This is a genomic window from Thermodesulfobacteriota bacterium, from assembly GCA_035559815.1.
In the GTDB taxonomy this organism is placed as follows: Bacteria; Desulfobacterota_D; UBA1144; order Nemesobacterales; family CSP1-2; genus DATMAT01.
Genome location: DATMAT010000028.1, coordinates 1 through 22,899, shown reverse-complemented (window position 1 = coordinate 22,899; position 22,899 = coordinate 1). Strand labels below are relative to the sequence as shown.

At 47.4% G+C, this 22,899-nt stretch carries 22 protein-coding genes; 18 read left to right on the top strand and 4 right to left on the bottom strand.

Going from position 1 to position 22,899, the window contains the following annotated elements; translation table 11 throughout:
• Positions 1-2: 2 nt before the first annotated feature.
• From icd to dnaJ, 16 genes are all read left to right on the top strand, one after another.
• Entirely contained in the window at positions 3-1,259 is a 1,257-nt protein-coding gene (gene icd, locus VNN20_08055; protein HWP92134.1) for an isocitrate dehydrogenase (NADP(+)), read from the top strand.
• 131 nt (positions 1,260-1,390) lie between these two features.
• Complete coding sequence (mdh, locus tag VNN20_08050; protein ID HWP92133.1) at positions 1,391-2,332, top strand: malate dehydrogenase; 942 nt, start codon at positions 1,391-1,393, stop codon at positions 2,330-2,332.
• A 151-nt stretch (positions 2,333-2,483) separates the two neighbouring features.
• Complete coding sequence (locus VNN20_08045; GenBank protein HWP92132.1) at positions 2,484-3,215, top strand: succinate dehydrogenase; 732 nt, start codon at positions 2,484-2,486, stop codon at positions 3,213-3,215.
• Positions 3,215-4,939, top strand: coding sequence for a succinate dehydrogenase flavoprotein subunit (locus VNN20_08040; GenBank protein ID HWP92131.1), 1,725 nt, complete (start codon positions 3,215-3,217; stop codon positions 4,937-4,939). The genes VNN20_08045 and VNN20_08040 overlap by 1 nt, the downstream gene beginning before the upstream one ends.
• The gene (locus VNN20_08035) at positions 4,939-5,679 is read left to right on the top strand and encodes a succinate dehydrogenase/fumarate reductase iron-sulfur subunit (GenBank protein HWP92130.1); all 741 of its coding nucleotides are present in this window, start codon (positions 4,939-4,941) and stop codon (positions 5,677-5,679) included. The genes VNN20_08040 and VNN20_08035 overlap by 1 nt, the downstream gene beginning before the upstream one ends.
• Before the next feature lie 34 nt (positions 5,680-5,713).
• The gene (gene sucC / locus VNN20_08030) at positions 5,714-6,880 is read left to right on the top strand and encodes an ADP-forming succinate--CoA ligase subunit beta (protein ID HWP92129.1); all 1,167 of its coding nucleotides are present in this window, start codon (positions 5,714-5,716) and stop codon (positions 6,878-6,880) included.
• Positions 6,881-7,045: 165 nt separating this feature from the next.
• On the top strand, positions 7,046-7,909 hold the full coding sequence (locus VNN20_08025; GenBank protein ID HWP92128.1) for an RNA polymerase factor sigma-32: 864 nt from the start codon (positions 7,046-7,048) through the stop codon (positions 7,907-7,909).
• Positions 7,910-7,929: 20 nt separating this feature from the next.
• Positions 7,930-9,852, top strand: coding sequence for a molecular chaperone DnaK (gene dnaK / locus VNN20_08020; protein ID HWP92127.1), 1,923 nt, complete (start codon positions 7,930-7,932; stop codon positions 9,850-9,852).
• A gap of 194 nt (positions 9,853-10,046) precedes the next feature.
• Complete coding sequence (gene rpmE, locus VNN20_08015; GenBank protein HWP92126.1) at positions 10,047-10,259, top strand: 50S ribosomal protein L31; 213 nt, start codon at positions 10,047-10,049, stop codon at positions 10,257-10,259.
• Positions 10,260-10,371: 112 nt separating this feature from the next.
• Positions 10,372-12,447 (top strand): elongation factor G, encoded by a 2,076-nt coding sequence (gene fusA, locus VNN20_08010; protein HWP92125.1) that lies wholly within the window; start codon positions 10,372-10,374, stop codon positions 12,445-12,447.
• 12 nt (positions 12,448-12,459) lie between these two features.
• The gene (locus VNN20_08005; GenBank protein ID HWP92124.1) at positions 12,460-12,978 is read left to right on the top strand and encodes a gamma carbonic anhydrase family protein; all 519 of its coding nucleotides are present in this window, start codon (positions 12,460-12,462) and stop codon (positions 12,976-12,978) included.
• A 30-nt stretch (positions 12,979-13,008) separates the two neighbouring features.
• Positions 13,009-13,938, top strand: a complete 930-nt coding sequence (locus tag VNN20_08000) for a Ppx/GppA phosphatase family protein (GenBank protein ID HWP92123.1) — start codon at positions 13,009-13,011, stop codon at positions 13,936-13,938.
• A gap of 196 nt (positions 13,939-14,134) precedes the next feature.
• Positions 14,135-15,175, top strand: a complete 1,041-nt coding sequence (gene hrcA, locus VNN20_07995) for a heat-inducible transcriptional repressor HrcA (protein ID HWP92122.1) — start codon at positions 14,135-14,137, stop codon at positions 15,173-15,175.
• Complete coding sequence (gene grpE, locus VNN20_07990) at positions 15,165-15,872, top strand: nucleotide exchange factor GrpE (GenBank protein HWP92121.1); 708 nt, start codon at positions 15,165-15,167, stop codon at positions 15,870-15,872. The genes hrcA and grpE overlap by 11 nt, the downstream gene beginning before the upstream one ends.
• 9 nt (positions 15,873-15,881) lie before the next feature.
• Positions 15,882-17,699 carry a molecular chaperone DnaK gene (gene dnaK, locus VNN20_07985; protein HWP92120.1) on the top strand — a complete coding sequence of 606 codons (1,818 nt, stop codon included), beginning with the start codon at positions 15,882-15,884 and terminating at the stop codon, positions 17,697-17,699.
• Positions 17,700-17,742: 43 nt separating this feature from the next.
• On the top strand, positions 17,743-18,834 hold the full coding sequence (dnaJ, locus tag VNN20_07980) for a molecular chaperone DnaJ (GenBank protein HWP92119.1): 1,092 nt from the start codon (positions 17,743-17,745) through the stop codon (positions 18,832-18,834).
• 55 nt (positions 18,835-18,889) lie between these two features.
• Here the strand turns inward: dnaJ and VNN20_07975 are convergent, their stop codons facing one another.
• From VNN20_07975 to VNN20_07960, 4 genes are all read right to left on the bottom strand, one after another.
• Positions 18,890-19,582: an OmpA family protein gene (locus VNN20_07975; GenBank protein ID HWP92118.1), complete on the bottom strand. Its 693-nt coding sequence runs from the start codon at positions 19,580-19,582 to the stop codon at positions 18,890-18,892.
• A 198-nt stretch (positions 19,583-19,780) separates the two neighbouring features.
• Positions 19,781-20,059, bottom strand: a complete 279-nt coding sequence (locus tag VNN20_07970; GenBank protein HWP92117.1) for a MoaD/ThiS family protein — start codon at positions 20,057-20,059, stop codon at positions 19,781-19,783.
• Positions 20,060-20,077: 18 nt separating this feature from the next.
• A complete protein-coding gene (thrC, locus tag VNN20_07965; GenBank protein HWP92116.1) occupies positions 20,078-21,313 on the bottom strand; it encodes a threonine synthase in 1,236 nt (411 codons plus the stop codon).
• 129 nt (positions 21,314-21,442) lie between these two features.
• Positions 21,443-21,847 (bottom strand): hypothetical protein, encoded by a 405-nt coding sequence (locus VNN20_07960; protein ID HWP92115.1) that lies wholly within the window; start codon positions 21,845-21,847, stop codon positions 21,443-21,445.
• A gap of 268 nt (positions 21,848-22,115) precedes the next feature.
• On the opposite strand from VNN20_07960, the gene VNN20_07955 reads away from it, so the two are divergent.
• The gene (locus VNN20_07955; protein ID HWP92114.1) at positions 22,116-22,385 is read left to right on the top strand and encodes a hypothetical protein; all 270 of its coding nucleotides are present in this window, start codon (positions 22,116-22,118) and stop codon (positions 22,383-22,385) included.
• Positions 22,386-22,408: 23 nt separating this feature from the next.
• Positions 22,409-22,899 (top strand): MBL fold metallo-hydrolase (locus tag VNN20_07950; protein HWP92113.1); only part of this gene is annotated, 491 nt, incomplete at its 3' end.

The window sequence follows — 22,899 nt, the reverse complement described above, 5'->3', positions numbered from 1 at the left end:
TCATGTCATTCATATCAAATAACGAAGGCCAAAAAATTACTATAGACAAAAAAGAGGAGAAGTTAATAGTTCCTGACAATCCCATAATTCCCTTCATAGAGGGAGACGGAACCGGGCCGGATATTTGGCATGCCTCACAACTGGTATTCGATGCGGCTGTCAAAAAGGCCTATGATGGCAACAGAAAGATAGCCTGGCTTGAGGTTCTTGCTGGGGAGAAGGCCTATAACCAGACAGGGACTTGGCTCCCCGACGAGACACTGACGGCGATAAAAGAGCATGTTGTGGCCATAAAGGGACCCCTTACCACCCCTGTGGGCGGAGGTATAAGGAGCCTGAATGTAGCCCTCAGGCAGTTGCTTGACCTTTACGCATGTGTACGTCCGGTTAAATACATAAAAGGAACTCCATCTCCTGTGAAAAAACCCGAGAATATGGATGTAGTGATTTTTAGAGAGAATACTGAGGATGTTTATGCTGGAATGGAATGGGAATGTCACTCTCCGGAGGCTCTGAGGCTGATCAAGTATTTGAAGAAAAACCTGAAGGTGAACATCCGTGAAGATTCAGGAATAGGAATCAAGCCTATAAGTGTCTTTGGGACAAAGAGGCTGGTTAGAAAAGCAATTAAGTACGCACTGGAGTATGGAAGAAAGAGTATAACCCTGGTTCACAAAGGAAACATAATGAAATTCACCGAGGGTGCGTTCAGGGAATGGGGGTACGAAGTAGCCAGGGAGGAATTCAGCGATGTGACCATAACCGAGGACGACCTCTGGAGTAAATACAACGGCAAAGCGCCTGAGGGTAAAGTGGTCATACAGGATAGAATTGCGGACAATATGCTCCAGCAGGTTTTAACCAGGACGAACGAATATGACATAATTGCTACTCCCAATTTAAACGGTGATTATCTCTCCGATGCTTGTGCCGCTCAGGTAGGGGGGTTGGGGATGGCTCCTGGTGGAAACATCGGCGACTTCTATGCGGTGTTTGAGGCCACTCATGGGACCGCTCCCAAGTATGCCGGACAGGATAAGGTAAATCCGGGCTCGGTCATACTATCCGGGGTTATGATGTTCGAATATCTTGGGTGGAAAGAAGCTGCAGACCTAATAATGAAGGCCATGGAGAGAACGGTCTCCGAGAAGAAAGTCACCTATGACCTAGAACGCCAGCTTGAGGGTGCAACGCTCTTAAAGTGCTCCGAGTTCGGACAGGCCATTGTGGACAACATGGACAGGGTATTGGCTGGATGAAACACATAGATTTTAAATCTTCCGGGTTGATTAGGTATGCTTATTAACCAAAAAGTTCTCTGGAGTGGATAAAGGCGGATATTATGCACTCCCGCCAGCCTTAACTAATAAAATTAGACCAGGAGTGAATGATGAGCAGACCGAAGATTTCAGTGATTGGAGCAGGGAATGTAGGGGCTTCTGCCGCCCTAAAATTGGCGGAGATGGAGCTAGGAGACATAGTGCTGGTGGATATAGTCGAGGGAATGCCCCAGGGGAAGGCACTCGACCTCATGCAGCAGGGGCCTATCTCCGGCTACGACCTTAATATTGTTGGGACCAATAGCTATGACCAAACCGAGGGTTCGGATGTTGTGGTAATAACATCTGGAATACCCAGAAAGCCCGGGATGAGCCGGGATGATCTCCTTTCCACTAATACCAAGATAGTGAAACAGGTTACGGCTGAGGTTGCTAAAAGGTCTCCCAAATCGGTTCTGATCCTGGTGACCAACCCGCTCGATGCTATGACCTACGTTGCATACAAAGTAAGCGGGTTCCCAAAAGAGAGGGTCATGGGGATGGCCGGGGTGTTAGACTCAGCCCGGTTCAGGACATTCATCGCCATGGAGTTAGGTGTTTCGGTAGAAAACATACACGCCTTTGTGCTTGGCGGGCACGGGGACGATATGGTTCCTCTGGCTAGGTACACTACAGTGTCCGGCGTCCCGATCACCGAGCTTATAGCTAAAGAGAGGCTTGATGCGATAATCCAGAGGACCCGCGACGGTGGTGCAGAGATTGTCAAGCTCTTGAGGACCGGGAGTGCGTTCTACGCCCCGGCGGCATCGGCCGTAGAGATGGTTGAGGCAATACTCAAGGACAAGAAGAAAATACTGCCCTGCTGCGTGCTGACGAGCGGCGAATACGGAATTAAAGACACCTTCGTCGGTCTTCCGGTAAAACTGGGAAGAAACGGGGTCGAAAAAATCCTTGAAATTAAGCTCACGGATGAAGAGGCTAAAGCTCTTCACCTTTCCGCTAGCCATGTAAAAGAGCTTTGCGATAGGATACATGAGCTGGGGGAGCTTTAAGAGTGGCAATTGGCTGGTGCAAATTCTTGACTAGGTCAAGACGCTTATTTAATATTAGTGACCCTGAGCGATTTCCCCTGATTATCCCAAAGGAAACGATATGAAAATAGCGTTTGAATTAGCTCTGGTATACTAATCTGGAGGAAGAAAAATGGCGAACGCAGCAACAGAAAATGCCCTAACCATGAGGAGGGACACCTGGTGGATTGAGCCGCTTATCACGGTCATTGTACTGGGGGCATTTGGTATATATGCAACTTGGCGGGCGCTGGCCGGGAATTACTATTTAGCCGAACCGTATTTGTCTCCCTTTTACTCTCCACTGATAACACCCGACTGGTGGAAGTTTTCTCCGGCTATATTGATACTCTGGGCTCCGCTTGGTTTCAGGCTTACATGCTATTATTACAGAAAGGCATATTATCGCTCTTTCTTCTGGGCCCCACCGGCATGCGCAGTGAAGCCGAAAGCAAAAGAGGGTAGCTATGCCGGGGAGACTGAGTTTCCGTTCATCCTCCAGAACATACACCGCTATTTCCTTTATGCTGCTACCGTCGTGGTCCTTTTTCTCTGGTACGATGCGATTAAGGCTTTCTTTTTCGAAGACGGTTTCGGCATCGGAATCGGCTCCATAGTCCTTCTGGTCAATGCATTCCTTCTATCGATGTACTCCTTTTCCTGTCATTCTTTTCGCCATCTCGTCGGCGGGAAGATGGACGTTATGTCTAAGTGCCCCAGCCGGCATGCGATCTGGAAGTGTGTCAGCAAGCAAAACGAACATCATATGTTCTGGGCTTGGATAAGTCTTTTCGTGGTAGCGTTCGCCGACCTTTATGTAATGCTCGTAGCCAGGGGAATAATTAATGACGTGAGGTTGATATGATGGAGAAGTACGAGACACATGTGCACGATGTGATAGTTATAGGTGCAGGAGGCGCCGGGCTCAGGGCAGCGATCGAGGCTTCCGCCCAGGGGGCATCTGTAGGTTTGGTCTGTAAATCGCTTTTGGGAAAAGCACATACGGTAATGGCGGAGGGAGGAATTGCTGCAGCCCTTGCTAACGTCGATGTGAAGGACAACTGGCAGGTCCATTTTCGGGATACGATGAAGGGAGGCAAGATGCTCAACAACTGGCGTATGGCTCAAATCCATGCCCAGGAAGCTCCAGACCGGGTCAAGGAGCTAGAGATGTGGGGTGCTCTATTTGACCGCACTAACGACGGACGTATAATGCAGCGTGCCTTTGGTGGACATTCCTGGAAAAGGCTATGCCACGTCGGCGACCGCACCGGCCTGGAGATGATACGTACGCTCCAGGAAAAAGGCATACACTCCGGCATGGATGTATATATGGAATGTACGATTACCCATCTCCTCAAGGACGGGGAGCGCATCGCCGGGGCTTTTGGATACTGGAGGGAAAGCGGAAGATTCGTGGTTTTTAAGTCAAAATCAGTGGTTTTAGCAACAGGCGGAATCGGGAAAGCATATAAAATCACTTCCAATTCATGGGAGTATACGGGCGACGGCCATGCACTGGCCTATGAGGCAGGGGCGGAACTCATAGATATGGAATTTGTTCAATTCCACCCCACCGGCATGGTTTGGCCGCCAAGCGTGAAGGGAATACTGGTGACGGAAGCGGTTAGAGGGGAGGGAGGGATTCTCACAAACTCGAAGGGCGAGCGGTTCATGGAAAGATACGACCCCCAGAAAATGGAGCTATCTACCCGTGACGTCGTGGCCAGGTCCATTTACACCGAGGTGAAAGAGGGTCGAGGTTCTCCGCACGGCGGGGCGTTCCTCGATATATCTCATAAGGGTCCGGAATACATAAAGAGAAAACTACCTAGTATGTATCATCAGTTCATGGAGTTTGCCGATATAGATATAACCAAAGGCCCAATGGAGGTAGGACCTACTACCCATTACATGATGGGGGGTGTACGTGTCCAAGCAGAGAATGGGGCTAGCACGGTGCCCGGACTTTTTGCTGCCGGAGAGGTGGCAGGAGGAATGCACGGTGCCAATCGGTTGGGAGGGAATTCCCTCTCCGATCTCCTTGTATTCGGGAGACGGGCTGGATTGGGAGCCGCACAGTATGCCAATGAGATTAACGGGGACTCGCTCAAAATCAACGAGGACGAGTTGGAGCAGGCGGCTAGGGAGATGCTCAGGCCGTTCGAGAATGCCCACGGAGAGAACCCATACACCGTCCACAGCACATTACAGGATGTGATGCAGAACTATTTTGGTGTTTTTAGGATTGACGAGGGTCTCAAGCATGGTATTAACGAGCTGGAGAAGTTAAAGGAGCGGGCGTCACATCTGAAAATTGAGGGCACCCGGCTTTACAATCCGGGATGGCACCTGTGCCGGGACCTGAAGTCTATGCTCATCATATCGGAGGCGATTGCTAAAAGTGCGCTACAGCGCCAAGAGAGCAGGGGGGCTCACTCTCGTGTGGACTATCCAAATACGGACGACTATAAATGGGGCAAGGTTAATTCAGTCATTACTAAAGACGGTGAGTCCATGAGGATTGGGGTATCTCCGTTACCGGAGATGCCGGAAGAACTCAAAAGGATTATCGCGGAGGACAAATAATGGCCGACGTCATTTTGAGAGTATTTCGTGGGGATGCCCAAGGCGGAGAAGAAAAAGATTATAAGGTGCCCGTGGATGAAGGAATGGTTGTCCTCGACGCCCTCCATTATATACAGGCAAATTATGATGGTGACTTGGCAGTGCGCTGGAACTGTAAGGCGGCTAAGTGTGGTTCTTGCAGTGCCGAAGTGAATGGCAAGCCACGCTTAACCTGCAAGACCAGGATAGATAGCCTTCCGCAGGGAGAGCCTATAACTGTCTATCCGATGAAGGCTTTTCCGGTAGTAAAGGACTTGGTCACGGACGTCAAGTGGAATTACCAGACACACAAGAAGATCCCTCCCTTTACCCCGCCTAAGGATACGGATTGGAGAATGTATCAGGAGGATATAGACCGTATTCAGGAATTCAGGAAGTGTATAGAGTGTTTCCTGTGCCAGAATGTGTGTCACATCTTGAGGAATCATCATAAAAACGACGCCTTTTTCGGGCCGCGTTTCATGATAAAGATCGCCGAGCTGGAGATGCACCCGCTCGATACACTAGACCGCTCGGCCATGCTGAGAAAGGAGGCAGGCGTGGGCTATTGCAACATCACCAAATGCTGTACCGAGGTCTGCCCCGAGCATATACATATTACCGATAATGCCATTATACCGCTTAAAGAAAGGGTCGCCGATAAATATTTTGACCCTATAAACTGGTTACTCCGGAAGCTAAGGAGTAACGGCAACTTATGAATAAGACGCTTTTTTGCCAGGAGGAAGCACCGATTTGAACATTCATGAATATCAGGCCAAAGACCTACTGTCACGATATGGCGTCAGGGTTCCTACGGGTAAGGTGGCTTTTAATGCGGATGAAGCGGAACAGATCGCAAAAGACCTTAATTGCCAAAAATTCGTGGTGAAAGCCCAGATCCATGCAGGCGGAAGGGGCAAGGGGGGAGGGGTCAAGCTGGCAACAACTCCTTCTGAAGTAAGGCAAATCGCGTCTGAAATGCTGGGCATGCGATTGGTTACGCAACAAACCGGACCAGATGGGAAGATCGTCGGCAAGGTGCTGGTAGAGGAAGCATCACAGATAGAAAGAGAGATGTACCTGGGTATGGTTATAGATAGGGCTCAGGAAAGAATAGTCATTATGGCCAGTTCTGAAGGCGGAGTAGAGATCGAAGAAATAGCCAGGACTAGCCCGGATAAGATATTAAAAGAATATATAGACCCGGCCACCGGACTACTCCCGTTCAACACCAGGAAGATCGCCTATTTTTTGAGACTAAACGGGAAGGTCGTGAATAAAGCGACGAGCTTTATCTCATCTTTATATAGGGCTTTTGTGGAAAACGATTGTTCATTAGCAGAAATGAACCCGCTCGTCGTAACCGGTGAGGGGGAAATACTTGCGCTTGATGCTAAACTTAACTTTGATGACAATGCCCTTTACCGTCATCCTGAGGTGGAAAAACTCCGTGACCCGAATGAAGAGAACCCGATGGAGCTTGAAGCAAAGAAATGGGGAATCAGTTACGTAAAGCTGGACGGAAACATTGGTTGCCTGGTGAATGGTGCGGGGTTGGCCATGGCTACGATGGATATCATCAAGCATCATGGAGGTGAGCCGGCCAACTTCTTGGATGTTGGCGGTGGGGCCAGCGCCGAGCAGGTAACTCAAGCTTTCAAGATGATACTCAGTGACCCGCACGTTAAGGCCGTTTTTGTGAATATATTCGGTGGCATCATGAAGTGCGATACCATAGCCACGGGGATTATTACGGCGGCCAAGGAGGTAGGAATAGGGGTTCCGCTAGTGGTGAGGTTAGAGGGGACCAACGTCGAGCTTGGAAGAAAAATGCTCGCCGAATCCGGTTTGAACATCGCCACCGGTGCGGATATGCGCGAGGCAGCCTCTAAGGCGGTCAATGCCGCTCTGGGAAGTTAAGTAAAGTTAAGATTCTTAATATCGAGCAATATAGACCATACTTACCCGCACATTCCATCAATTAGAAGCGCATTATGCTCTTTTCATTAGAAATTCTGACCAATTAACCCTTGACTTTCTCCTATTGATGATTAACTTCGGATTATAAAGAGGTAATATAAAGAGATGCGAGAGATTGCGGTAAGGGATTCTTTAACTATCTTTTTGAAGGAAGTGGAGAATTATCCGGTGCTTAGCCGTGAGGAGGAAAGGGCGCTGGCGGTGAAGTACTATGAAGAAAAGGACTATGATTCTGCAAGAAGGCTCGTGGTTTCGAACCTTAGATTTGTGGTCAAGATAGCTTCTGAATACGTATCTTATGGGTTCCCGTTAGTTGATTTGATTCAAGAGGGTGCAGTGGGATTGATGCAGGCGGTAAAGAAGTTCAATCCGTATAAAGGTTATAGACTGATATCATATGCAGTTTGGTGGATTAGGGCGAGGATACATAATTTTATCATGAGGTCGTGGAGCCTGGTAAAGATCGGCACTACTCAGGCACAAAGAAAACTCTTTCAGAAGCTCGGTAGGGGAAAGAAACAATTAAAAATAGATGAAGGAGAAGAGCTAGACGGTAAAAACTGGAGTAGACTGGCTGATTTGTTTGGGGTTAAAGAGGACGATGTGATAGGTATGGAAATGAGAATGGCATCGAGGGATTTTTCTCTCGATCAGGCATCTAGTGAAGATCAGAATATTACTTATCTCGATTCGATATCCGATTATCGACCTAACCATGAGGAGGTAATCGAATCAGTGCAAACAAAAGAACTGATGCAGAAAGGCCTTCAGGATGGCCTTGACCATCTGTCCCCTAGAGAACGGTATGTAATCGAGAAAAGATACCTGACTATACCAAACATCAAACTCAAAGACCTGGGCGAGGAGCTCGATATTTCCAAGGAAAGGGTGCGTCAGATCGAAACCCAGGCGCTAAAAAAGCTTCGCGGAGTTATCGAGAACCATCTGAATAGCGATGTACAAATATAAATTTTCAAGGAGAGGGAATAATGGCTAGCAAAAAGATTATTGGAATAGACCTTGGAACTACAAATTCAGTTGTGGCAATAGTAGAAGGCGGAGAGCCGAAGGTGCTGATAAATGAGGAGGGTTCTAGACTCACACCTTCTATTGTAGCTTTTGCTAAGGACGGCGAGATATTGGTGGGGGGGCCGGCTAAGAGGCAAGCCGTGGTTAATCCCGAGAACACTGTATTCTCGGTCAAGAGACTGATGGGGAGAAGGTACGATGAGGCGGTAGATGAAGCGAAGCGTCTTCCCTATAAAGTGGTTAAAGCCCCGAACGGTGACGCCTGGGTAGAGGCGATGGGGAAGCAGTATTCCCCTCCACAGATTTCTGCTCATGTTTTGATGAAGCTCAAAAAAGCCGCAGAGACCTATCTGGGTGAAGAGGTAACCGAAGCGGTAATAACTGTACCCGCATACTTTAACGATAGCCAGAGACAAGCTACCAAGGATGCCGGTAAAATTGCCGGGTTGAATGTGAGGAGGATAATAAACGAGCCTACTGCGGCAGCCTTGGCATACGGGTTCGACAAGAAAAAAGAAGGGACCATAGCGGTTTACGACTTGGGAGGCGGAACATTTGATATCTCTATACTGGAGGTTGGAGATAACGTCATAGAAGTGAAATCTACAAATGGTGATACCCACCTTGGGGGAGACGATTTTGACAGAAGGATTATGGATTACTTGATCGATGAATTCAAGAAAGAATCTGGAATTGATTTAAGTCGAGATAAAATGGCATTGCAAAGGCTAAGGGAAGCGGCGGAGAAGGCTAAAATAGAGCTTTCCACGACCCTCGAGACCGAAATCAACCTTCCCTTTATCACCGCGGATGCCGCCGGTCCAAGACATCTCATCATGAAGCTGACCCGTTCTAAGTTCGAGCAACTTATCGAGGACCTAATACTGGGGACCTTGGAGCCTTGCCGACAAGCATTGAAGGACGCCGGTCTCAAGGCGAACAACATCGATGAGGTCATATTTGTGGGAGGCTCTACTAGGATACCGCTGGTAAACAAGGTGGTAACCGATTTCTTTGGTAAAGAGCCGCACAAAGGCATAAACCCGGATGAGGTCGTAGCGGTGGGGGCGGCCATACAGGGCGCCGTTCTCGGCGGTGAGGTGAGGGATGTGCTTCTCCTGGATGTTACACCGCTCTCGCTTGGGATCGAGACCCTAGGCGGTGTTATGACTACTATTATCGCAAGGAACACCACCATACCTACGAAAAAGAGCCAGGTTTTTACCACAGCCGAGGACAACCAGACCTCGGTCGAGATACACGTACTACAAGGAGAACGGCCCATGGCTCGTGATAATAGGACATTGGCTAGATTCATACTTGACGGTATTCCACCGTCACCGAGGGGAATACCCCAGGTAGAAGTCACCTTTGATATTGATGCCGACGGTATTCTCCACGTATCTGCAAAAGACTTGGCCACTCAAAAAGAACAGAAAATAAGGGTGGAAGCGTCAAGCGGTTTAACCAAGGAGCAGATCGACAAGATGGTGAGAGAAGCCGAAGAGCGAGCCGAGGAGGACAAGAGTAGGCGCGAACTGGTCGAGAATAGAAATAAGCTCGATGACTTGATCTACAGGACGGAAAAAAGCTTCAAGGAATTCAAGGATAAGCTCTCTGAGAGCGAGAAGAGCGAGCTCGAGGACGCGCTCGAGCAAGGAAAGAAAGCGGTCAAGGGAGAAGACTTGAGTGAAATCCAGAGGGCTACAGACAGGATCACGACTGCTTCGCACAAGATAGCGGAGTTAATGTACAAGCAGGCAGCTGGTGGCGGGAAAGAGGGTGCTGCCGAACAAACTGGCGACTCCGGGGCTCAGGCGGGCGAGGCACGTAAGAAAGAAGGCGGCGATGACGTGATTGACGCCGAGTTTACCGAGAAATAATCAAGGCATCCGCGGTTCTTGAGCTTCAGTAAAGGACGACTTATAGATGATCGGTAAGCTGCTTTTAGTTTTAGCTTGCCTAGAGGTGTTTTCGATGTTAAATTTTTTCGGTCGTGGTATCAGTGCTCTTAACTATTCCTTCTCCCTGATGTAGCGAGTTTACACAGACCTATTCAATGATTGGAGGTATCGTAATGAAGCAGAATATCCATCCACAGTATAAAGAAGTCGTTGTTACCTGTGCCTGCGGTGCAACTTACAAGACCAGGTCAACACGCCTAGAAAATTTTACGGTGGAAATATGCTCTAACTGCCATCCTTTCTACACCGGAAAGGAAAGAACTGCCGAATCCAGGGGCAGGGTGGAAAGATTCAAGAAGAAATACAAAGAAAACCAAGCATCCTAAGATTTTTCCCTTGCTGAGTTGTGCTTCTTAGACAACTCTTTTCCTGAAGAAGCTTTACAAACTACAACTTATCATTCTATAATAGTAAAAAACCTGCCCAGGGGGAGTTCCGATGAAAGAGTATGACCGAGAGCACGTGAGAAACGTGGCTATAATTGCGCATCACGGTGCCGGAAAGACCTCTCTTTGCGAGGCGATGCTCTATCTAGGGGGTGCTACTGAAAAGTTAGGAAAAGTCGATGACGGTTCTTCCGTTCTGGATTATGAGACTGAGGAAAAGAAGCGGAAAATGTCGATTAACTGCCACGTCGCTTTTACCGAGTGGAATGACTATCTCCTTAATTTGGTAGACACGCCCGGATTCGCCAATTTTCTATTCGAAACTGAAAGCGGACTCAGGGTGGTGGATGGAGTTATCGTAATAGTGAGCGCGATTACCGGGGTCAAGGGGCAGACGGAAAAGTTCTGGCAGATGGCAGCGGATTTGGGCATCCCCCGGTTACTCTTCGTCAATAAGCTCGATAGGGAAAGGGCAAATTTTGAGAACGCTATTGCTGATATTGAGAAGGACTTGGAGATAACCCCTGTGCCCATTACCATTCCCATAGGTGAAGAGGAGAGCTTCAGGGGCATAGTAGATTTGATAGAGATGAAGGCTTATCTCTACGACGATGGAGGAAAGTACAGAGAGGATAAAATACCAAACGACCTGGAAAAAAGCGGAGGCTTATGGAGAGAAAGGCTACTCGAGTCTATAGCAGAGATGGACGACGAATTACTCGAAAAATATCTTAACGGGGAGAACATCGATAAGGAAACCATTCATAAAATGGTAAGGGAAGGTGTGCTTAGCTCAAGGGTAGTTCCAGTCGTGGTTGGATCTGCGGTAAAGCTTATGGGAGTAAACATTCTCATGGACGCTATTCATCGCTATTTACCCTCGCCGCTGGAGAGACCTCCGGTCAAGGGGCAGAGCTTAAAGGGGGAAGACATAGAGAGGCAGCCAAAACTGGAGGAACCGGTTTCCGCCATTACCTTCAAGACTATATCCGACCCATATGCTGGGAAAATGAGTGTTCTTAGATTGTACTCAGGTATGCTTAAAGCCGATTCGACGCTTTTTAACTCCACCAAAAATTCACGCGAGAGAATAGGGCAGTTGTTCAGGATAGTAGGAAAAAAACAGTTTCCGCTAAGCCCGGCTTACTTTGGGGATATAGTTGCAGTCAACAAGCTTAAAGATGTACAAACCGGAGATACACTTTGCGATGAAGGAAACCCCATAGTTATTCCTCCTATACCTATTCCCCAAGCCGTTATGTCTTATGCTATACAGCCAAAAGCCCGGTCCGACGAGGATAAGCTGATGGCCTCGTTAAACAGGATAGTCGAAGAAGACCCCGCCATTCAATTCCGAAGGGACGATGAGACAAAGGAATTCCTCCTTTCCGGGACCGGACAGGTGCATATAGAGGTTACGGTAGATAAGCTTAAAAACACCTACGGAGTTAATGTCGAGCTAAAAACCCCTAAAGTCCCCTATAAAGAAACGGTAAAAAAATCGGCAAAGGCAGAGGGAAAATACATAAAGCAGACCGGAGGGAGGGGACAATATGGGGATGCATGGCTGGAAATCGAGCCCCTGCCCACCGGAGCAGGCTATGAATTCGTCGACCGGATTGTGGGTGGCGTAATTCCCAAAAACTATATTCCCTCCGTAGAAAAGGGTGTGAGGGAGGCTATGAAAAAGGGTGTCCTGGCCGGTTACCCGGTAGTGGATTTGAAAGTGACACTTTTTGACGGAAAGTATCATCCGGTGGATTCGTCGGATATCGCCTTTCAAATCGCCGGCTCGATGGGATTCAAGAAGGCTATGGAAATGGCTCAACCAATTCTTCTAGAGCCGATCATGAGTATGGAGGTATTTACCCCGGAGGATTGTTTAGGAGACGTCATAGGCGACATTAATGCCAGAAGGGGGAAGGTATCCGGTGTCGAGCCTCAGGCCGGCGGGCACTTAGTAAAAGCCTTAGTTCCCATGGCTGAAATCCTTTCCTATGCACCGGAGCTACGCTCTATCACCAGCGGTAGAGGCATGTTCAGTATGGAGTTCTCTCACTATGAGGAGGTACCTAGCCATCTATCTGCCAAAATCGTGGAAGAATCAGCAAAAGAAAAAGAGTCTTAGGCATGGGTTTTTATGATCAAACCGTATAAGGGAGTTCATCCCAGCGTGCATGAGACAGCCTTTGTGGCCGATAGCGCCCAAGTTATAGGGGATGTTTCCTTGGGCCAGGAATCGAGCATATGGTTCCAGACCGTGGTAAGGGGGGACGTAAATTACATTCGCATTTGCGATAGGACCAACATCCAGGATAGTTGTGTCCTACATGTTACCAAGGGCAAGCATCCTTTGGTGATCGGAGATGAAGTAACCGTGGGCCATAGAGCCGTGCTTCATGGATGCACGATAGGAAACAACGTCCTCATCGGGATCGGTGCTATAGTCCTGGACGGAGCTATGATAGAGGAGAATGTGGTGATTGGGTCAGGAAGTGTGGTTCCTCCTGGTTCCAGAGTACCTTCCGGCGTTGTGGTCATGGGTGTACCGGCCAGGATTAAACGAGAGATTAGGCCGAATGAAGTCGAGCAAATAAGGCAATCGGCACGAAATTACGTGGAGTACTTGAAAACCTATAAACAGCAACTCAATTTTTAGCCTTAAGCATTACAAGAGACATTCTTACTCATGCGCATAGCTTCGATAGATATCGGTACAAATACTTTCCGGATACTGGTGTGTGAGCTAAAGGGTAATGAACTGAAAAAGGTACACGTAGGTCGTGTAATTACCAGGCTCGGGGGTGGCTTCAGCAAAGAAAAGGGGTTAATTTCTCCTGATGCTATGGAAAGAGCGATTAGTACGCTTAAAAACTTTGCCGATATTCTGGAACAATACAAGGTCGAAAAGGTGAGGGCGGTGGCTACTAGTGTGGTAAGAGAGGCTTTAAACGGTCATGATTTCTTAGAACGGGTGAAAAGCGAGACCGGAATTTGGGCGGAGCTGATTTCGGGGGAGGAAGAGGCTAAGCTTACCGTACGGGGTGTGTTGAGGTCGGTCCCCAAAGTCTCGGAGTATAACCTGATTTTTGATGTTGGCGGCGGTAGTACCGAGTATGTCTATGTTAAGGATGGACTGATACTGGGTCTTGCCAGTACTAATCTTGGTGTGGTGCATCTGGCTGAGTTTTTTCTCCGGCATGATATTCCGAGCGAATCCGAACTTAACTTGCTTTCAAAGCACATCGAGGATACTCTACTCTCTCAGTTGTCCTGGGCATCTGAATACTCCGTGGCCGGTCTGTCTTTAATCGGCACGGCGGGAACGCCCACTACCCTAGCAGCCATAGACATGGGGATGAATAATTATGATCCCGACTTGGTTAACGGACACGTGCTCAAGCGTGATGCGGTATTGAGAATTTTCGCTTCCTTGATAAAAATCCCCACGGGAAAAAGACACGAGATTACTGGATTGGAGAAGGGCAGGGAGGATGTCATTATTCCGGGTGCTTTGATCGTGCTGAAGACCATGGAGATATTTTCCAAAGACCGGATTATAGTAAGCGACGGCGGACTCTTGGAAGGGGTAGCCTTCAGCATTGCCGATCGGCACTGAGCTTTCTTCTACCGGAATTGTAAAGCGACTCTAACTTTCCGTATGATGATATATATTGTAATCTTACCCGCCAAGCTCTTTGAGCTGGATGGATAAGGGAATTTGAGATTAGTTTCGAGTATTCATGTGCGGATATTACGACCTTTACGTTGACAATCTGCCTTGTAATTATTATATTTTTCAAAGATAATTAATCATGAAAGTGATGCATCTATCCGATAGAGCCGGGAAATTGCTTCATCTAATAATAGATCACTACATAAAAACAGGCCAGCCGGCCGGGTCGTTCAAACTGGTGCAAAGCTATAATCTCCCTTGGAGTTCTGCCACGGTCAGAAATACTATGGCCGAGCTTATGAACAAGGGCTATATTGCTCAGCCTCACGTTTCCGCCGGTAGAATTCCCACCGAGAAAGGGGTAAGGTTTTATGTTGACTCACTGCTTAACCCACAGGAGCTGTCTGAAGGTAAGAGGGTAGTTATAAGCAGGCGCTATAAAAAGATAGACGGAACCATCGACCAGGTAATGCAAGAAACGACTAGAATGCTATCGGATATATCTTGTTGCGCTGGTTTGGCTACTCTTCCCAATACTAGGTTTATGAAGATAAAGTCTGCCGAATTGATTAAGCTGGCAGATAAAAAGGTTCTTGTGGTTATAGTTTTCGAGGGAGGGATTACCGAGAAGACGCTGATAAGGGTTAAGAAGGAAATCCCCAAGGATGCACTTTATAGGATAAGCGATTATCTGAACAAGTTATCAATAGGCCTAACGCTTGACGAATTGAAATCGTTGGTGCTGGATGAGTTGAAGGATCAAAAGCAGCTTTATCGGGATTTCATAGAGAGCGTCATAAGGTTCAGCACTAAGGTATCTGAGCAGAAACTTAAATCCGACTTCTACATTAGGGGGCAGACTTCTTTTTTAGAGAATGCTCATTTTGTTAATCCTGGCGCGCTCAAAGAGCTTTTTAAGGCCTTCGAAGAAAAAGACTTCCTGTTGGATATTCTGGAAAAAGTAATGAAGGGCCAAGGCACCAAGGTTTTCGTAGGTTTGGAGAACGGCGTTATCGAGGGTTATAGCCTGGTTGCTGCACCCTACGGCGATAAAAAGAGACTAGGAACACTAGGTGTTCTAGGCCCGATACGCATGGATTATTCTCAAATTATTCCGTTGGTTGATTATACGGCTAGGCTTGTGAGTAAAATAGTTGGAGGGGGAGATAATGAGCGGTAACGATAGAGACGAAGAAAAAGAAATAACAGGTATCGAGAGTGATTCCGAGATAGGAGGCACGGTAGAGGCTAATGCGGAATCAGGGTCGGCTGCAGAGGACCTGCATTTAAGGCTGAAGCAGCTAGAACAAAGGTTAGAAGATAAAAATAAAGAGTATAACGACCTTCACGACCGCTACTTAAGAATGGCCGCAGATTTTGATAATTACAAGAAGAGGGTATCAAAGGAGAAGGCCGATATCATAGCTTATGGAAATGAAGAACTGATAAAGGCCCTGCTTAACGTACTGGATAACCTGGAGCGAGCATTGGAGCATTCCGAGTCTGCCGAGCAGGACGGCCCGATTGTCGAGGGGGTAAAATTGGTTTATAAACACTTCCTCAGTTGTCTGGAGAGGTTCGGGGTACAACCGGTAGAGGCTAATAAAGGCCAGGAGTTTGACCCAAGATATCATCAAGCCATAGAACGTGTGGAAACCAAAGATTTAACCCCGGGCATAATTCTCTCTGAAATGTTAAAAGGGTATACTCTTAAAGACCGATTACTAAGGCCAGCCTTGGTGGTGGTATCAAAGGAGCACCGGGAAACGACCACTGAGGGTGCCTCTCCGGATAAACCGGAAGAAAAGAAAAAGAGCGACGGCAGCCCGGGAGAATTATTGGATATAACTGATGAGGATTTAGATGATAATATTTAGAGGACGGCAATGCCTATAGTTGGAATAGACCTTGGTACTACGAATTCTTGCGTGGCGGTGATTGAGGGTGGCAGCCCGGTTGTCATTCCCAATGAAGAAGGCAGCAGAACCACACCCTCCGTAGTAGCTTTTACTGAAGATGGGAGCAGGTTTGCCGGTGCAGTGGCCAAGAGACAGGCGGTGGTGAATCCTCTTAATACCATTTTTGGCGTAAAGAGGCTCATCGGCAGGCGATACGATGCGCCGGAAGTGGTGAAAGCTAGACAGTATGCTCCTTACAACATCACTTCCAGTTCTTCGGACGATGCTTGGGTTGAAGTGAACGGAAAAGGATACAGCCCGCAGGAGATTTCGGCGATAATACTCACGAAGATGAAGCAGATTGCTGAGGAGTACCTAGGTCATGAGGTTGATGAGGCGGTCATAACGGTACCTGCTCATTTTAACGACCGTCAACGTCAGGCCACGAAGGACGCTGGCAGAATCGCCGGATTTAACGTGAGGCGCATAATTAACGAGCCAACCGCGGCTGCTCTGGCTTACGGTCTGGATAAAAAGGGCAATCAGCGAGTGGCCGTTTTCGACCTGGGAGGAGGGACATTTGATATAACTGTTCTGGAGATCGCCAATGGCGTTTTTGAGGTTAAGTCAACCAGCGGAGATACTTTCCTGGGCGGAGACGATTTCGACCAGAAATTGGTGGAGTTCGCTATAGAGGATTTCAAGAAAAAAAACGGGATAGACCTCAGAGTCGACAAGATGGCGCTTCAAAGGATAAGAGAAGCGTGCGAAAAAGCCAAACATGAGTTGTCCTCCATCCTGGAGACAAACATAAATCTGCCTTTCATAGCGGTGGATACCAGCGGCCCCAAGCACCTTAACGTAAAAATCACCCGGTCGGAATTGGAAGAATTAGTAGACGACCTGATAGAAAGGCTGGAGATCCCCTGCCGGCAAGCCTTCGAAGACGCCAAGTTGAAACCCACCGAGATAGATGAGGTGGTTCTTGTTGGCGGTATGACCAGGATGCCCAAAGTTCAAGAGAAGGTAAAAAGCATATTTCAGAAGGAGCCCCAAAAAAGAATAAACCCTGACGAGGTGGTAGCAATTGGTGCAGCGATACAGGGTGGCGTTCTCGAGGGCAAGGTTGACGAAGTTCTTCTGCTGGACGTCGTCCCGCTGTCTTTGGGCGTGGAGACGAAAGGAGGTCTATTCACCAAGATTATAGAAAGGAACACCACGATTCCTACCAGAAGAAGTCGGATTTTCACTACAGCCATAGACAATCAGGATTTTGTGAGCGTACATGTGCTTCAGGGTGAACGAGAGATGTCCTCAGACAATATTTCTTTGGCCAGGTTCAACCTCGTGGGTATTCCGCCTGCTCCCAGGGGTATGCCTCAAGTAGAGGTATCTTTCGAAGTCGATGCCGACGGCATACTTCACGTCTCGGCAAGAGACCTCGGTACCGGGAAAAAGCAGGCGATTCAAGTATTTCCGTCTGGAGGGTTGAGCGAGGAAGAGATTCAAAAGATAATAGAAGAGGGGCAAAAGAGTGTAGACGAAGACCGGAAGCGAAAAGAACTGGCTCTACTGAAAAACGAGGCCGAGGGCCTGCTTTACTCGGTAAATAAGACCCTAGATGCCTATGGTGAAAAGGCTGAACCGGAAATAAGAAAGTTGATAGAAAAAGCGATCGGAAGGACCAAGGAGGTTCTCCATGGTGAGAGTTATATAGATATCAAGGATGCTTTGAATGAACTCAAGGAAGCGTCTTACCGCTTTGCCGAGTTTATATATTCCCAAAGAGCCAAAAGCGCAGAATAGAAAATAACTTGCTTAACCTCTCTAATTACGAAATGGTTTAATTATGGCGAGAAGAGATTTTTATGAGGTTCTGGGGCTTAACCGGAATGCAAATCAAGAAGAAATAAAAAAGGCTTATAAAAAGCTAGCCTTCGAATACCATCCGGATAGAAATCCTGGAAACCCTGCCGCGGAAGAAAGATTCAAGGAAATTAACGAAGCTTACCAGGTTTTGAGCAACCCGGAGAAGAGGGCACGGTACGATAGTTTCGGCCACATGACCAACGAGGGCTTATTCTCGGACTTCGAATTTTCCGGCAATTTTAACGACCTCTTCGAGAATCTTTTTGATGAGGTATTCAACGCCGGCAGACGACGGCGTCCGGAGAGGGGCAGGGACTTAAAATACAATCTGGAAATTGATTTTGAAGAAGCGGCCTTTGGTACGGAGAAGGAGATTTCCCTTCCTAAGAGGGTTTTTTGCTCGGAATGTGGTGGAAGAGGGGCTGCCCCCGGTGGCGAATCCGTTTGCCTGGTATGCAGGGGCAAAGGAGCGATTAAATATTCCGAAGGGTTCTTTGCCGTCAGCAGAACTTGTTCAAGCTGTGGGGGAACCGGAAGAATAATAAAAAAGGCCTGCTCCCGGTGTAGGGGAGAGGGATACATAATCAACGAGCAAAAGGTAAAGGTAAAAATACCGGCGGGAATTAGCGATGGGGCTAGGCTCAGAATTCGAGGGGAAGGAGAAGCCGGGGCTCTAGGCGGCCCCAACGGTGATTTGTATATCGAGATATATGTGAAGGATCATCCATTATTCAGGAGAGAGGGAAAGGATATATTTTGCGAGGTGCCGATTAATTTTGTCCAGGCGGCGCTTGGCTCGGAGATAGAAGTGCCTACGCTCGACGGTAAGACCACCATCAAAATTCCACCGGGAACACAACCGGGGCAGACATTTAAGCTTAAAGATAGAGGAATTCCCACACTTAATGGAAGGGGCCGGGGCGACCTGTTCATAAGGGTTAACGTGGAGATCCCGGTAAAGCTAAATTCAAGGCAAAAAGAGTTGTTAGAAGAGTTTGCCAAAGCCAGTGAGGGACACGAAAGTCCGGCTACTAGAAATTTTCTGGAAAAGCTAAGAGAGTTGTTCGGATGATAAAACTCATCCAAGCAACTCTCTTCCTATTTATTTCGCTATGTTACTTACGGTGTTAGCTCGAAGGTCCAAAGGTTGTAGAAGTAGGAATGAAATGAGCCCTTCTATTTTGTTGATAAGCGTATTCATCGGTTCCTTCAGCCCATTGGGTGGTTTCTCCGCGGCTTACCGCTTGTATTCGCGCAGGCGATATTCCAAGACGAACTAGGTAGTTTTTTGTAGATTCGGCCCTTCTCTGACCGAGGGCAAGGTTGTACTCGTCAGTCCCCCTTATGTCACAGTATCCTTCTATCACCACGTTCACGTTAGTATTCGTGCTCAAGATTTGTGCGTTTTGATCTAGCACCGGCCTGGCGTCGACCCGGATATCATACCGGTCAAAATCAAAGAAAATGTCCTGGATTCCTAGCCCAGTTACCTCGGGTACACCACGCCTGAGCCTTTCCAACTCCTGCTCCTGCTTGGCAAACTCGGCTTTGCTCCTAGCCTCTTCAGCTTTTGCCCTGGCCTGTCGTAATAGCTCTCTGGCCTCATCGTATTTGCCCTGTCCGATCAATTCCTTTGCCCGCCTTAGTAGTTCCTCGGCGGCTTCATACTCCTCCGGTGCCAATTCCTGAGCCCCTGCTTCTTGAGCGGCTTGAAGTGCTGCCTCGGCGCTACTTAGTTCCTCATCCGGTTTCTTGGCGCAACCGTAGGCAAATGCTAGGGCAATTATCAAGAAAAATAAAAGAGACTTATACTTGCTCATTGACCACTACCTCCTATCTGCTTTTTTCCAAATTATCAGTTGCTAAACCATATACCGCCTAGGATTTATAGGGCCTAGCTCAAGAGAATTACTCCCTCCTGGCTGGAGGGATATAGCGTAAAAATTTTAACACATCGCCGATGAGTACTATTCCGCTCTTGGTTGTTAGTGCAGGCAGCGACGTGAACATCGTTACTATCACTCGATGCCGCCGGCTATGGCTGGGATGATGGAAACGATATCATTTTCTTTGAGCTCGGTTTCTACTCCCTTTAAAAACCTGATGTCCTCGTTGTTGACGTAGAGGTTTATAAACCTCCTTACGTTTCCGGTCTCGTCACAAAGTCTTTCTCTTATGCCCGGGAACTGTTTTTCCAGTTCATTAATCAGCTCGCCAATGTTTTTCGAGTTCACCGTTACCTCATCTTTCTCCCCGGTTAGTCTCCTGAGTGGGGTAGGTATTCTTACAGAGGGCATTTTACTTACCTCCTCTTCTCAACTATTAATCCTTGAATAGAGTTTGTCAAATTCTTCAAGTTTTGCATCAATTATATAAGGCTTAGAAACTTTATCCAGGAGAGGCTCTTGGGTCTTAAGCCCATTCCCAGTGATGGATACAACTATTGATTCGTCCCGGGGTATAACCCCCTGGTTGATCAGCTTTACCGCTACCGCCAGAGTCACTCCGCCTGCGGTTTCGGTGAATATTCCCTCGGTTTCAGCAAGCAGTTTCATCGCGGAGACGATTTCTTCGTCCGTAGCGTCTTCGCCGTATCCGCCGCTTTCCCTGATTACACTCATGGCATAATAGCCGTCCGCCGGGTTTCCTATGGCTAGGGATTTTGCGATTGTATCGGGTTTTACTGGCTTGAAGGCTTCCCAGCCATTCTTGACTGCGGTGGTGATGGGAGAACATCCCTTTGCTTGAGCACCGTATATCCTAGTCTCGGTAATATCTACTAGACCTAGCTTCTCAAACTCTTTTATAGACTTCCATATCTTGGTGAGTAGGGAACCGCTGGCCATTGGTATTACAATGTGCCTCGGGACGCGCCATCCCAGTTGTTCCATTATCTCAAAGCCGAAGGTTTTGGAGCCTTCCGCGTAATATGGGCGCATGTTAATGTTGACAAAAGCCCAGCCAAACTTTCCGGCTATTTCACTGCAAAGGCGATTCACATCATCATAACTTCCGTTAATCCCGATGAGCCTACCACCATAGACGGATGTCCCGATTATTTTTGCCTGCTCCAAGTCGCGAGGGATGAATATATAGCTTTCCAGTCGCCCGGACGTGGCTAGGGAGGCAACGGCGTTTGCCAAATTGCCGGTAGAGGCGCAGGCAACCGTTCTAAAGCCGAATTCTTTTGCCTTAGATAGAGCCACGGATACTACTCTATCTTTAAAAGATAATGTTGGGCAGGATACGGAATCATTTTTTATGTATATTTCTCTAACCCCCAATGCCCTGGCCAGGTTGTTTGCCCTAAGAAGGGGAGTGAATCCCACATGCTTACCCACTGTTGGAGACTCGTCTATAGGCAAGAGCTCGCTGTAGCGCCACATGTTGGACTCTCTTTTCTCTATGGCTTCGCGTGTGAGGACGCCCTTTATTTCGTCATAATTGTAGCTTACTTCAAGAGGACCAAAGCAAAATTCACAAACGTGGACAGGCTCCTTTGGGTACTCCCGTCCACATTCCCGGCATTTTAGACCCTTCACGAAACTCATGGTTTTCCTCGTTAAATTAATCTTTAAGAATTACCCTTTAATTCCGATGTTGTCAAGAAAATTTGACCTCTGGGGGAGTTAGAAAAATTAAGTGTTTTCTTTGTAAAAGGTCAGCCGAAATGAGTTTATCTAATCCTCTTCTAGCTTTATCTTTTCTAGTTGGGTTGCTTCAATCTCGTTTTTAGCTCTTCTATAGACTCCTCCAACTATTAGGTAGTCATTTTCGTAGATATCCCAGGAGCCGTCGATGACTATGTTTATAAAATTTCCTTTTAAGTCGGAGAGCTTAAAAATCGTTTTTTCTTCTCCGTTTAAGCTTTCTTCATGCACGTCGTGTGCTAATCCTTCAACGGCTACGATGGCTGCATCAAAGGCCAGCGGTGAGATAAGTATCCTGGTGATTGGAGTCCTGATTCCGGCAATATTTGCCCCAGGGATTGGTTTTTCCTTTGCCCCGCTGCATGAGACCGTTGGTACTACCAATAAGACCAGGACAAAGGCTGTGTTTATTGTCTTAGCAAATATTGTGTTCATACTGGGTAGTAAATTAACATGGAGTATATACCGGGGTTACAAAGAGTCAATGAAATTAAAGGCAATATACGAGCAAATATGTCATAACCCGGTCGAGTGGGGTGATGAATACAGGGAAAGCTTATACTAAGCACATGCTCAATCGATTCTGGTGACCTGATCGGCAAAGTGTTTTATCGGTCATGCCCGATAGTGTTTCCTTCCACCCATAGCCAAACGCTATTATCGTGTATTATTAAATCCATAACTATTCCCGGGGGATTATGTGATGAATGAAATAGAGTTGAGACAGTTTAGCGGAAAGCATATAGAAGCCGTCCTTATGGGTCATAGAATGGTTTTGAGGGGAACCCTGGCCAGTGTAGAGAAGGGATATGTAAAATTTTCTTCGATTGATGAGCTTTTTGTGTTGGTACACGGGAAAAAATTGAGCCTGAAACTCATGCTTGCCGGAAGCTTTGTCGACCTGGGAGATTTGCTAAGTAATCTCCTTTTTCCATGTAAAATCTTTGATAAATGTAAAGTTGCCGTAGAATAGAGTTAATTCAAGAGAAGGCAAAAATGGATTTATTCATCGAGAAAGGATACGGGATTGCCCGGATCCGCATAGAAGAAAGCGATAAGAACTATAACTACGTCCTCTGGTGTGAAGAAACCTCTGAATGTGCTGTCATCGACCCGCTCGATGCGAAGACCCTGCTTAATTTTATAAGAGATCGAAAGTTGAGGGCCAAGTATGTGATCAACACCCATGCCCATCCTGACCATATAGAAGGGAATGAAACCATGAGAAAGGCCACGTTTGCCAATATATTAATCCACCCGATAGGGCGGGTTTTTATCTCTTCGGAAAGCGAAGCTATAGATGAGGGTAGCACGATAGAAATAGGCAGACAAAAAATCAATGTCATTCATACTCCAGGCCATTGCCCTGAGCACGTGTCTTTGATTTTTCACGAGAATGTTTTTGTCGGAGACACCCTATTACTAGCCGGTTGTGGCAACACAAGATATAGAGGGGATGTTGATCAGCTTTACGAGAGTATTGCATT

Coding starts and splice junctions, on each gene's coding strand:
- dnaK (HWP92120.1), top strand. CDS start 15,882: ATGCCTATAGTTGGAATAGACCTTGGTACTACGAATTCTTGCGTGGCG.
- VNN20_07960 (HWP92115.1), bottom strand. CDS start 21,847: ATGAACACAATATTTGCTAAGACAATAAACACAGCCTTTGTCCTGGTC.
- rpmE (HWP92126.1), top strand. CDS start 10,047: ATGAAGCAGAATATCCATCCACAGTATAAAGAAGTCGTTGTTACCTGT.
- VNN20_07975 (HWP92118.1), bottom strand. CDS start 19,582: ATGAGCAAGTATAAGTCTCTTTTATTTTTCTTGATAATTGCCCTAGCA.
- VNN20_08000 (HWP92123.1), top strand. CDS start 13,009: ATGCGCATAGCTTCGATAGATATCGGTACAAATACTTTCCGGATACTG.
- VNN20_08040 (HWP92131.1), top strand. CDS start 3,215: ATGGAGAAGTACGAGACACATGTGCACGATGTGATAGTTATAGGTGCA.
- thrC (HWP92116.1), bottom strand. CDS start 21,313: ATGAGTTTCGTGAAGGGTCTAAAATGCCGGGAATGTGGACGGGAGTAC.
- VNN20_07955 (HWP92114.1), top strand. CDS start 22,116: ATGAATGAAATAGAGTTGAGACAGTTTAGCGGAAAGCATATAGAAGCC.
- dnaJ (HWP92119.1), top strand. CDS start 17,743: ATGGCGAGAAGAGATTTTTATGAGGTTCTGGGGCTTAACCGGAATGCA.
- VNN20_08035 (HWP92130.1), top strand. CDS start 4,939: ATGGCCGACGTCATTTTGAGAGTATTTCGTGGGGATGCCCAAGGCGGA.
- fusA (HWP92125.1), top strand. CDS start 10,372: ATGAAAGAGTATGACCGAGAGCACGTGAGAAACGTGGCTATAATTGCG.
- VNN20_08005 (HWP92124.1), top strand. CDS start 12,460: ATGATCAAACCGTATAAGGGAGTTCATCCCAGCGTGCATGAGACAGCC.
- icd (HWP92134.1), top strand. CDS start 3: ATGTCATTCATATCAAATAACGAAGGCCAAAAAATTACTATAGACAAA.
- hrcA (HWP92122.1), top strand. CDS start 14,135: ATGAAAGTGATGCATCTATCCGATAGAGCCGGGAAATTGCTTCATCTA.
- VNN20_08025 (HWP92128.1), top strand. CDS start 7,046: ATGCGAGAGATTGCGGTAAGGGATTCTTTAACTATCTTTTTGAAGGAA.
- grpE (HWP92121.1), top strand. CDS start 15,165: ATGAGCGGTAACGATAGAGACGAAGAAAAAGAAATAACAGGTATCGAG.
- dnaK (HWP92127.1), top strand. CDS start 7,930: ATGGCTAGCAAAAAGATTATTGGAATAGACCTTGGAACTACAAATTCA.
- mdh (HWP92133.1), top strand. CDS start 1,391: ATGAGCAGACCGAAGATTTCAGTGATTGGAGCAGGGAATGTAGGGGCT.
- VNN20_08045 (HWP92132.1), top strand. CDS start 2,484: ATGGCGAACGCAGCAACAGAAAATGCCCTAACCATGAGGAGGGACACC.
- VNN20_07970 (HWP92117.1), bottom strand. CDS start 20,059: ATGCCCTCTGTAAGAATACCTACCCCACTCAGGAGACTAACCGGGGAG.